At 55.2% G+C, this 11,681-nt stretch carries 6 protein-coding genes and 4 pseudogenes; 8 read left to right on the top strand and 2 right to left on the bottom strand.

What is annotated here, in order from left to right; genetic code table 11:
• Positions 1-527: 527 nt before the first annotated feature.
• From JCM13995_RS01510 to JCM13995_RS01475, 8 genes and pseudogenes are all read left to right on the top strand, one after another.
• A pseudogene (locus tag JCM13995_RS01510) lies at positions 528-1,590 on the top strand (ABC transporter ATP-binding protein).
• The gene (locus JCM13995_RS01505; RefSeq protein WP_054661751.1) at positions 1,580-2,473 is read left to right on the top strand and encodes a carbohydrate ABC transporter permease; all 894 of its coding nucleotides are present in this window, start codon (positions 1,580-1,582) and stop codon (positions 2,471-2,473) included. Before JCM13995_RS01510 ends, JCM13995_RS01505 begins: the two are co-directional and overlap by 11 nt.
• A 74-nt stretch (positions 2,474-2,547) precedes the next feature.
• Positions 2,548-3,309 (top strand): carbohydrate ABC transporter permease, encoded by a 762-nt coding sequence (locus tag JCM13995_RS01500; RefSeq protein WP_054661748.1) that lies wholly within the window; start codon positions 2,548-2,550, stop codon positions 3,307-3,309.
• Positions 3,310-3,317: 8 nt separating this feature from the next.
• Positions 3,318-4,617, top strand: a pseudogene (locus tag JCM13995_RS01495) (ABC transporter substrate-binding protein).
• Positions 4,618-4,801: 184 nt separating this feature from the next.
• Positions 4,802-6,041: pseudogene (locus JCM13995_RS01490) on the top strand (MBL fold metallo-hydrolase).
• A gap of 162 nt (positions 6,042-6,203) precedes the next feature.
• Positions 6,204-7,388, top strand: a complete 1,185-nt coding sequence (locus JCM13995_RS01485; protein ID WP_054661745.1) for an SAM-dependent methyltransferase — start codon at positions 6,204-6,206, stop codon at positions 7,386-7,388.
• A gap of 98 nt (positions 7,389-7,486) precedes the next feature.
• A complete protein-coding gene (locus tag JCM13995_RS01480; protein ID WP_054661743.1) occupies positions 7,487-8,299 on the top strand; it encodes a J domain-containing protein in 813 nt (270 codons plus the stop codon).
• A complete protein-coding gene (locus tag JCM13995_RS01475; RefSeq protein ID WP_054661741.1) occupies positions 8,292-8,693 on the top strand; it encodes an HIRAN domain-containing protein in 402 nt (133 codons plus the stop codon). The genes JCM13995_RS01480 and JCM13995_RS01475 overlap by 8 nt, the downstream gene beginning before the upstream one ends.
• Before the next feature lie 45 nt (positions 8,694-8,738).
• Here the strand turns inward: JCM13995_RS01475 and smpB are convergent, their stop codons facing one another.
• The gene (gene smpB, locus JCM13995_RS01470) at positions 8,739-9,212 is read right to left on the bottom strand and encodes an SsrA-binding protein SmpB (RefSeq protein ID WP_225350628.1); all 474 of its coding nucleotides are present in this window, start codon (positions 9,210-9,212) and stop codon (positions 8,739-8,741) included.
• 4 nt (positions 9,213-9,216) lie between these two features.
• Positions 9,217-11,608, bottom strand: a pseudogene (gene rnr / locus JCM13995_RS01465) (ribonuclease R).
• Positions 11,609-11,681 lie beyond the last annotated feature (73 nt).

The raw sequence follows: 11,681 nt of genomic DNA, 5'->3' as shown, positions 1-11,681 counted from the left end.
AAAATTGAGGTAATTGTTGCGGCCTTATTGATCCAGCCAGCGCCGCCGCAACATCCCCTCCTTGCTCGCTGGCCATTCGCCTACTGAGTATAGCAAAGTTTTCGCCTCAGCCCAAATGCGAGGATAGGCGTTTTATCTTTTCAAAGGCCGATACGGCGGCTCTGGCCATCCCAAAATTGATTAAACCGTCTCATCATCCCCTGTCGTCGGGTAATCGTAAGCATAAGTGAAATCCTCTATTGTTATTATTTTAAGCATTATCGGTGTCACTGCCGACTTTGGCAAAACAGGCCAAAGAGTTTTTAAATCCTGGCCCACTGCCTCCCTACTCTTAGGGTAAACAGAAACGGTCTCCATTCGATAAATGCGATAGAATCAAAGGCATTCCTTCTCATCTGCCACATCTGGTAAGCTAAATCTGTCATCATACTGTATCTTGTGGCATGAGCGTATCTTTGCTACGATATATCTAGTGTCGCTCATGGCAGTTGGCGGCACTCGAATACAGTTGAAGGAGCGTAACTGGGTTGAAAGTAACGTTTAAAGACGTCACTTTGTCCTACGATGGAAAGAAAGATACCCTCAAGCATCTGAATTTTCAGATTCCTGATGGCACCCTTGTTTCTTTATTAGGGCCAAGCGGCGGGGGCAAAACCACGACCCTTAACCTGATCTCCGGCCTCCTGCCGGCGACCTCTGGCCATATCTATTTTGGGGACGAAGACGTCACGAAAAAAAGACGCCTTGGCCCGCAAGGTCGGTATGGTCTTTCAGAACTACTCACTTTACCCGCACTTAACGGTGCGCGACAATATCGCCTTCCCGCTGAAGATGCAGAAGGTCAAGAAGGCCGAGCGGTACAAGCGGGCCGAGGAACTTGCCAAGCTTGTCCACGTGGACGATCAGCTCGACAAGAAGCCTGGTGGCCTGTCCGGTGGGCAGCAGCAGCGCGTCGCCATCGCGCGGGCCCTGGCCAAATCGCCGTCGCTCTTGCTTCTTGATGAACCGTTGTCAAACCTTGACGCGCGCCTGCGCATCGAAATGCGTCAGGAAATTCGCCGCATCCAGCAGGAAACTGGCGTCACGACCATTTTCGTGACCCATGACCAGGACGAGGCGCTGCACATTTCCGACAATATCATGGTGCTGGCGCACGGCACCATTCAGCAGTTCTCAACCCCGGATGTCTTATACGACCGACCGGCCAACCTGTTTGTCGCCAAATTTATTGGCGAGCCGGTGATCAACACCCTGCCCGCCGAGGCGCTGAAGGCCGACCTGGTCGCCAGCGTGCCGGCAAGCATTTTGGCGCAGGCCAAAACGGCCGGTATTCGCAGCGAAGCCATTGTCCCCTTCGACAACGGCCAGGGCATGGTCGCGAAGATCCACGCCGGGTTGAAGCAGGCCAGAAAGTACGGGCGCGAGTCGACGGCCAACCTGACCTACAACGGTGAGACACTGTTGTCCACCGAAATGGCCGGGCTGCCGGCGGATCAGCAAGAAGGCGACTTTTTCCTGACCAAGGCCGGGTTCTTCCTTTTCGACGACAAAGGCGCTCTGATTTTTGGCGGTGATTCTCATGATGAATGAGAAGCCAACGCTCAAATCATCGCTCAAAGCCTACCTCTATCTACTGCCGATGCTGGTGATCTCCGTCAACTTTAGTATTTGGCCGATCATCTCATCGCTGCTGATGAGTTTTTACACCAAGTACAACTTCTACACGGATAAAGTCAGCAAAATGGGGTTCGACAACTTCGTCTACCTGTGGAATGACCCGGACTTTCACTTGGCGGTCCGCAACACGCTGATTTTCGTGGCGGGGGTCGTCCCAATCACGGTGGTCTTGTCACTCGTGATTGCGCTCATGCTCAACCAAATCAAATGGCTCTCGGGCTTCTTCCGGACTGTTTACTTTCTCCCGTTCGTGACTTCGACCGTCGCGATCGCGATGGTGTGGAACTGGATCTATCACTCCGACTACGGGCTGATGAACTACTTTCTCAGCCTTGTCGGCATCCACCCCATCAACTGGTTGACCGATCCCCACTGGTCACTGCTGGCCCTGATCATCATGAGCATTTGGAAAGGCCTTGGGTTCAACATCATCTTGTTCTTGGTGGGGCTGAACAACATCGATAAAGGCTACTATCAGGCGGCCGAAATTGACGGTGCAAACGCTTGGCAACGGTTCTGGAACGTGACCATTCCGATGATTTCGCCAATCACCTTCCTGGTCTCCGTGAATGGTGTCATCAGTTCATTCAAGGTCTTTGACGAGATCTTCGCCCTGTTCCAAGGCACGCCGGGCCCAGGCAAGGCCGACTTGACGATCGTGTACTACCTGTACCAGAAGTTCTACACCGAGTACAAATACCCAATCGCGGCCGCCAGTGGCGTTGTCCTGTTTGTGTTGATCCTCCTCGTCACGTTCGTGCAATTGTGGTACTCCCGCAAGCACGTGCACTACTAACAAGGAGGTCATACAATGGCAAAAAAATCAGCCGTATCTTACTTTACCTGATTATTTCGATCGGGGCCTTGACGATGCTCGTGCCCTTCCTGTGGATGATCTCGACCTCGCTGAAGTCCGGCCCGGAAACCATCAAGGTCCCACCGGTTTGGATTCCCAAGGTGCTGCGCTGGCACAATTACGTCGAAGCCTTCCACGCCGCCCCGTTCCTGCGTTACTTCATTAACTCAGTGATCGTCACGGTGGTCACGACCGCTGGCCAACTGCTGACGAGTATCCTGGCGGCCTTTGCGTTCGCCCGGCTCAAGTTCTGGGGCAAGAACTTACTGTTCATGATTTTCCTGGGCACCATGATGATCCCCGGAGAGATGTTGATCATCCCCAACTTCGTCACCTTGTCCAAAATGAGCTTGATCAACACCTACGGGGCCTTGATTCTGCCCTGGTTGGCCAGTTTCTTTACCGTGTTCACGCTCCGGCAGACGTTTCAGTCCACCCCTGACCAGATTTATTACGCTGCCAAAATGGACGGGGCATCGGACTGGAAGTACCTGTGGACCGTCTTAGTCCCGATGAGCAAGTCCACCATTACCGCCGTGACCGTTTTGGAGGTCATCGGTTCGTGGAACTCCTTCATGTGGCCGCTGATCGTGACCAACAGCGAGAACATGCGCACCCTGCCGGTTGGGCTGCAAGCCTTCACCACCGATGCCGGGACGCAGTATCAGCTGCTGATGGCGGCTTCGACCTTCGTCATCATTCCGATGGTGATTGTTTACATCTTCTTACAGAAATACATTATTGCTGGTATCTCAAAAGCTGGATTGAAAGGATAGTTTAACTCATGAAAAAGAGTGTTTGGGGTAAATCATTACTAGGGGCAGCCGCCGTTTTGCTCGGCTTGACCCTTGCCGCTTGCGGCAATTCGAATTCTTCAAGTAACAGCGGCACAAGTGATAAGAAAGTGACGATCACTTTCTGGCACGGAATGAATGGCCCTTACAAGACCGCACTTGATGGCATTATTAAGGACTTCAATAACTCGCAAAACAAGTACGTCGTCAAAGGCACTGCGCAGGGCAATTACACCGCCTTGCAGCAGAAGATCATGGCCGGCGCCAAGTCCAAGTCACTGCCGACCATCGCGCAGACGACCTACACCACCGTTCCCGACTATGTTTCCAACGGTTTCATCACCCCGCTGGATCCATACATGCTCAAGGGCAGTGATAAGTTGAGTCAGAGTTCACTGAACGACATCTACCCAGCGTTTATTTCCAGCTCGAAGTATCAGGCAAGTATTACTCCATGCCGTTTTCCAAGTCGACTCGCATCATGTACTACCAGCCAGCGCTCATGAAGAAGCTGGGTGTCACTAAAGTGCCAACGACTTGGGAAGAACTTCAAGCCCTGGGCAAGACGCTCAAGAGCAAGGGCGTGGCAGTGGTCGGCTTTGACCAATCCTTCGATATGGAGCTCGAAGCTTGGCGCGTCAAAATGGCAATGCGCTAGTCACGACCGGACTGAAGGCTAACCTGAACTCCAAGAAGACCATGCAAGTCACCAACATGATTTTCAACATGCTGCAGGACGGCGAAGCCAAGACCGCCGGTGAAGATATTTACGGCGACAAGAACTTCACCTCTGGCAAGACCCTCTTCTACATCGGCTCCTCAGCCGGTGTTTCCTCGATGCAGGAAGATGCACCGAAGGGCTTTGAATGGAACACCACCCCGGTACCTTCTTACAAGGGCAAGAAAGCCACTGAACTGGCCGGCAATGACCTTGTGATGTTCAAGTCCGCTTCGACGGATCAGCGCAAAGGTGCTTGGGCCTTCATGAAGTTCCTCACCTCTAAGAAGGAAACCATCAAGTGGGCTGAACAGACTGGGTACGTGCCGCTGCGCAAGTCCGCGGTCAAGGATGCCGGCTTCCAGAGTTACCTGCAAAAGCACGAAGTGAACAAGGCGGCCGTTGACTCACTGGATTCCGGTTTCCAGTCCACTGCCTTTAAAGGCTTTACCGAGTACCGTAACGACTTGCTTGACGCGGTTGATTCCATGACCACTAAGCACACCAAGCCAGTCGATGCCATGGGCACGCTGCAGAAGAAGACAGAAGCAATTCTGAAAGATGCCAAGTAACCAAAATGAACGACAAAGAGTCGGCCTCGGCCGGCTCTTTTTTTGTCAAACCCCCAGTCCCCAATTTTTGACCGGCCGCGCTCTGCGCTCACCGCGTGACCTTGGCCGCAAAGTGGCGTAAAATGAACCATTACGATTAGGCGGTACAAGCGCGGCCTGCACCGCCGCTAACCAGGAGGATATCATGACGCAAATCAGATTCTTGAATGGACTCACCACAATTGGCGGCAACATCGTCGAATTTTCAACTGACGACAGTCGGGTGATCATGGACTTTGGGGTGGCGGCGGACCTCACCGACGAAACCGTTGCTTCGGCGATCGACCACGGCAAACTGCCAAACGTGCCGGAACTTTTTGGACTAGCGGAAGATCCCTGGCCCATGAGGCCATCTTTATTTCCCATCTGCACATCGACCACATGGGCGCGCTGCAGTACCTCAAGTCTGACATTCCGATTTACCTGTCGGCGCCGAGTTACCAGCTGTACAAAACGCTGATCAGACTGGGCATCGAAAAGCCCGTTCACAATCTCCACCCGTTGCCGTTTGAAACTCCCGTGACCGTTGGCGCGTTCACCGTTGAAGGCTTCGCGTCTGATCACGACGAGCCCGGCGTCATGGCCCTGCTTGTCGGCGATGGTGAGCGCTGGTACGCGCACTCCGGTGACGTTCGTCTCAATGGCCCACACCCCGAACGCGTCGCGCACTGGGCCCAGGTGTTTCACGACAAAAAGCTCGCCATGTTCATGATCGAAGGCACCACGTTCTCCTTTGACACCGAAACGCCGGTTGAAGACCAGGCCCATCCAAGCGTGCCGCTGACCGAGCAAGGCTTCCAGGACCACCTGCTGGCAGTGCTGAAGCAAGCCCCGGCGCTTGTGGCCATCAACCCCTACATCCGCAATTACGCGCGGCTGGCGGCGATTCAAACTGTAGCCCACCAGGCTGGCCGGCAGATGGTTTGGGAAAAGCCGGACGCAGCCGTGCTGACCGAGATGACTGACCAGGCCCCTGACCAAGTCATTGGCGAAACCATCGAGCTGGCAACGATTCGGCAAGCGCCAGCCCAGTATGTGCTGGAAAGCGCCTTTGCGCACTTGGACTGGCTGGCGACTTTGCCGGTTTCGCAGTACGTCCACACCAACGGCGAACCACTGGGCGATTATGATCCCCGCTTTCAGCAACTGAAGGACTTCCTCGCCGCGCATCAGATTCCGCTGCGCTTTCTCTCCTGCTCCGGCCACGCCACGCGCCCGGATCTGATCAAGCTGGCGCAAATGGTCGCACCGCGGATCATCGTGCTTGGCACAGCTTCCACCCGGAACGTGAGGCCAAGGCGCTTGACGCCGCCACCCGCGCGGAAGTGCTGCTCCCGGAAAAGGACCTTTACTACACGCTTGACGAGCCTGACGACGAGGCCTGAAAATCGCCAATTATTTTATGAAAACAATTTTGACCGGGCGGCTTCAATGCCGATGAAAGTGGCATCCCCACAATGTTGCACGCAGTTTTTCAGGGGTTGTCATTTTTCTTTTCGCGGTGAAAAGAGTAAAGTAACTTAGAACAGATTTTAAGGAGGTCACACATGCTCGAGAAACAATTTTACGACCAAATGTTTGCGCATTCGTTCAATATTCCGGTGACAGTGGAATACTGGGACCATACGCAAAAGACATATGGTGAAGGCACCCCAAGTATCACCGTTCACATGAAAAAGGCCATCCCGGTCAGGGACCTGCTTAAAAACGCCTCATTGGCCCTTGGCGAGGCTTACATGCGCGGTGACGTCGATGTGACCGGGGGCGGTCAATTCCCGCTTCAGCAGGTCATCACGGCCGCTTACGAAAGCGCCGGCTCGTTTATGCGCAACAAAAAGCTGATGCGCTTCATTCCGAAGCAATCACACACGGAGAAAAAGAGTAAACAGGACATTCAGGCGCATTACGACCTGGGCAATGATTTCTACAAACTCTGGCTGGACGACACCATGACCTATTCCTGCGCCTACTTTGACGACTGGGATCAGGATCTGACGTCAGCGCAGCAAAACAAAGTCGATCACATCCTCCGCAAGCTCGACCCGCAGCCGGGCCGCCGCTTCCTGGATATCGGCTGCGGCTGGGGCACGCTGATGCTGACTGCCGCCAAGCGCTACCACCTCGACGTCACGGGCATCACCCTTTCGCAGGAGCAGTACGATTTCGTCAACCAGCGCATCAAGGACTTGGGCCTGCAAGATCACGCCAGGGTCCTGCTCGAAGATTACCGCGAACTGACTGATGGGCCGTACGACTACATCACCTCAGTCGGGATGTTCGAACATGTCGGCAAGGAAAACCTGCCCCTGTACTTCAAAGATGTCACCAAGCTCTTGGCCGACGGCGGATCAGCTCTGATCCACGGGATCACCCGGCAGCAAGGCGGCGCCACGAATGCCTGGCTCAACAAGTACATCTTCCCAGGCGGCTACATTCCCGGTCTGAGCGAAAACATTGATAACATTATCAATGCCGGCCTGCAGATTTCCGATCTGGAGCCGCTGCGGCGCCATTACCAGCACACCGTTGAACGGTGGGACGAAAACTTCAACGCCCACCGCAACACGATCCAGCAGAAGTTCGGGTACGAGTTCACCCGGATGTGGGACCTTTACCTTCAGGCCGCTGGTGCCTCATTCGAATCGGGCAACATCGATGTCATTCAGTATCTGGTCACCAAGGCCCCGTCAGGCACCGGTTTACCGTTGACGCGCGATTACATTTACGCGTAAGCGCAGCACAGATCCGCTACAAGCGGGTCTTTTTTTTAGGCCTGGCTTGCAACCGGTTTCTCGTGGCTGGATAATAGATTTAAAAGGAGGTGCGCCGCATGTACGAATTAATGTCTTCGCCCGAGCTGGCTTTGGCGCGTCTTCGCCTGGACGTTGTGCGAGAACTGCTCCTGGATGCGGTCCAGGAAAATGACGCCTTGGCCAACCATCGCCTCCCCAACCTCGAGGCCTTTTACTGGACCCAATTTGGCCCCCTGGAGATCGCGCTTTATGAGGCCGAGCTGAAGCGGGACGAAACGGCCTACCGGATCCGGCTGATTCGTCAGTACCTCAATCGCGGTCTCCCCATCGACCTCCCTGCAATTCAAGTGCGGGTGACGCAGCAGTTTGAAGAACGGGTCCACTCGCTGTCGGTTATGCGCGGTCAGCTGACCACTGCGAGGGAGTACCTCTCCCTGCCAATGTTATCCGCTCCCCAGACGGACGAGCTGAACGCCTTGTACAAGCAGCTGATCAAAGCGTTGCACCCCGATTTACATCCTCATCAAAGCGCCGCCGATGCCAAATTATTTTTGATTGTCCTTGATGCCTATGCAAACGGCTTGCTGGCGGTTTTGCAAACCATCGCGGCGATTCTGGATGATGGCGATGATGAAGCCTTATCACTGCCTGAGTTGCACCAGCAGCTGGCCAAGCTGTTGACCGATTTGGCCAGGGAGCGGAGGCGCAACGTCCAGCTCCATCAAAAGTGGCCGCTCACCATCGAGAAAGAGCTCCAAAACGAGACCTGGCGCGCGCATCACCAGGCCACCTTACAACTGACCCTCAACCAGCTGAAACAGCAGGTCGCCGCCAATATCGTCCTTTACGGGCAGCTGGTGGGCGACTTAGGAGATGAAACCAATGAGTGAATTTGAAATCAAGCCGGTCGCCGGTGGTAGCGGCTTGACCCCTTGGCATGGCGGGATGCCGAGTCAAGCTGAGCATGTTGCCGGAGGAGACGAGATCCTTCTCATCAACCATCACGTCGCAGGGACCGCCCATGTCGCCGACCCAGAAACTTTGACCAGCGACCTGGAACTGGGCATGCAGGTCAAACTGCTGCGCGAGAAAAACGCCTATGACGCGTTCGCGACCAGAGTCGAAACGCCCAGCGGCCGCAAGCTCGGTTACCTCCCAAAGAAAGAAAACATCGTCATCGCGCGCCTGTTAGACGCCGGCCTGAACGTCTACGCCAAGATCACCGATTGGACCATGAAAGGCAATTGGCCCTACATTCGGCTCGACGTGTTTCTGCGGCTCTGAAGACGACAAAAAAATCCAAGCCCACCCGGCTTGGATTTTTTTGTGTTAATAGCGTTCTTTCAGTGCCCGGGCCATTTCACGCTTCTGGTCCTTTTTCTTTAAGGCTTCACGCTTATCATAAAGCTTCTTACCTTCCGCCACGCCAATCAGCACCTTCGCGTAGCCATGCTTCAGGTACATGCGCAGCGGCACTGCGGTTTTACCCTGCTGGGTCAAAGCAGCAAGCAGCTTGGCGATTTCTTTTTTTATGCAGCAAGAGCTTGCGAGAACGCAGCGGGTCAACATTGAACTGATTGCCCTCTTTGTAAGGACTGATGTGCACATTGACCAGCCAGGCCTCATTATTCGTAATGCGAATGAACCATCACGCAAGTTGGTCTTGCCTGCCCGCACCGACTTGATTTCAGTCCCGGTCAGGGCGATTCCCGCCTCGTAAGTTTCGAGAATGTTGTAATCGTGCCAGGCCTTTTTGTTTTGGGCCAGTAGGTTATCGGGCTTTGGCTTCATTTTCTTTGCCATCGGCTCACCTTCCTTGGCTAATGTCTGTTTCCTTTATTACCACCACGGGTCGCGTGACCCTTGACCTGGCTGCCGATCGTGTTGCGGAACGGTTGGCGTGGCCGGTCGGGCGCTTGGCATTGTGCCGCTTGCCTGATCGCCAGGCTTGGGCGCACCGGCCTTGTGGTCATCGTGCCGCGGCTGGCGGCGGGGCTGCTTCGGCACGGCCAGATCGGTTGTCGGGGTGTCAGCCGTCGGCACCAGCGAAAAGTCGACCTGACGCTGTTCAACGTCGACGGCTTCGAGCTTCACCCGCACCGGCTGCCCAATGCGGTAGATATGGTGGGTGCGCTCGCCGATCAGCGCCATCTGGCTTTCCAGGAAGCCATAATAGTCATCCGTCATCCGGGTGATGTGGACCAGCCCTTCAACGGTGTTCGGCAGGGCCACAAACATCCCAAATCCGGCAACGCCGGAAACCACGGCATCAAACTCTTCGCCGACCTTGTCAGCCATGAACTCGGCCTTCTTGAGGTCGTCCACGGCGCGCTCGGCGTCGACACTGTGCCGCTCACGGGTCGAGGCCTGGGCCGCAATGTCCGGCAGCTTCTCCGCCCACTTGGTTTGAACGTTGTCACCGGTCCCTTCGATCGCGTAAGTCCGGATCAGCCGGTGAACGACCAGGTCAGGATAACGGCGAATCGGGCTCGTGAAGTGGCAGTAGTACTTGGCGGCGATCCCGAAGTGGCCAAGGGGCTCGTCAGAGTACCGCGCCTGCTTCAGGCTGCGCAGCATCTTGACGTTGACCATCATTTCCTCTGGTGTGCCGGCGACTTCGGTGTTGACGTTTTGCAGCATCTTTGGCGTCACCTGCTGCCCTTTTTTGATCGGGACCTGCAGGCCGAACGTGGCCAGAAAATCAACAAAGTCCTTGATCCGGTCCTCATCCGGCGTCTCGTGGACCCGGTACAGGAACGGCACGTGCATGCGGTTGTAATGCTCGGCGACCGTTTCGTTCGCTTGCAGCATGAAACTTTCGATCATGCGCTCGGACACGCCGCGCTCGCGCAGCACGATGTCGGTCGGGTGCCTTCATCATCCACAATGATTTTGGCTTCATTTTCCTCAAAGTCAATGGCGCCGCGGCCATGGCGCATCTTGTAAAGGATCTTGTGCAGGTCCGCCATCAGCTTGAGCATTGGGACCAAGTCGCCGTATTCGGCAGTCGCATCAGGATCGCCATCGAGCACCTGGTTGACCTTGTTGTAGGTCAAGCGGCCGTGGGACCGAATGACGCTTTGGTAAATCTCGTGGCTGACCACATGGCCTTCGCCATCGATCTCCATGTCACACGACATGGCCAAGCGATCCTCATTCGGGTTCAGCGAGCAGATACCGTTACTGAGCCGGAATGGCAGCATCGGAATGACACGGTCGACCAAGTAAGTCGAGGTGCCGCGCTTGTATGTTTCTTTGTCCAGCGGCGAGCCTTCCGTGACGTAGTAGGACACATCCGCAATGTGGACACCCAAATGGTAATTGCCGTTGGGCAGCTTCCATGCCACCACCGCGTCATCGAAGTCCTTGGAGTCATCGCCGTCGATGGTGACCACCGGCTGATCGGTGATGTCACGGCGACCCAACCGGTCCTCAGCCGTCACGTGATCCGGAATGCCGTTGGCCTGGGCCATCGCGTCATCCGGGTAATCCACGTAAATATCGTTGGCCAGCACCAGCGACATGATGTCGACCCCAGGCGCGTTCTTGTTGCCCAGGTTCTGAACGATCAAACCGACCATGCTGTTCGGCCGGTCGGCGTTCGGAAACTCGGTGATCTCGGCCATGATCATGTCGCCGCGTTCCGGCACGGTGCCGTTATCCTTGATAAAAATCGGATAGCGCGCCAATTTTTTCTCATGACTGGTGACCGTGCCAATGAACCCGGTCCGACTGTGCTCCGCATCAGACAGCGGCGCGTACTCGCCGACCAAGCGCGTATTCTTGCGCTCGACCACCTTCGTGACCGCGCCTTCAGGGCCGCGGGTGTCGCCGGGCCGGGCCTGGTGCACCACCGTCACTTCGACAGTGTCGCCGTCCATGGCAAACTTGGTGTTCGGCGGGGCAATGAACATATCATTGTCCTGGTCTTCGATGGCAACAAAGCCGAAGCCCTTTTCGTTGCCGTGGAACACGCCTTCCAGGCTCTGCGGCTTGCCGCCGAGCATGTAGCGCTGATTATCGTCTTGATGAATCAAGTCATCATTTTCGAGCCCGGTGAGCGCCTGCACCATCACCTTAAAGTCCTCGGCAGACGTCAATTTGAGCGCGCGATTCAGCGACGCAGTGGAAAAACCGATCTGCGGGTTGCGCCGAAACGTCGCCAGTAATTCATTTCTTAAGTGGCCGACTGTGGTCATACATGTCCCTCGTTTTCTTTTGATAAAAATCTTTCAATCTCTAAATTAATTGGCCGCATCCAAGCGCAGGCCA

The organism is Lacticaseibacillus camelliae DSM 22697 = JCM 13995, from assembly GCF_001311195.1.
In the GTDB taxonomy this organism is placed as follows: Bacteria; Bacillota; Bacilli; order Lactobacillales; family Lactobacillaceae; genus Lacticaseibacillus; species Lacticaseibacillus camelliae.
This window is presented reverse-complemented; position numbering and strand designations above follow the sequence as displayed.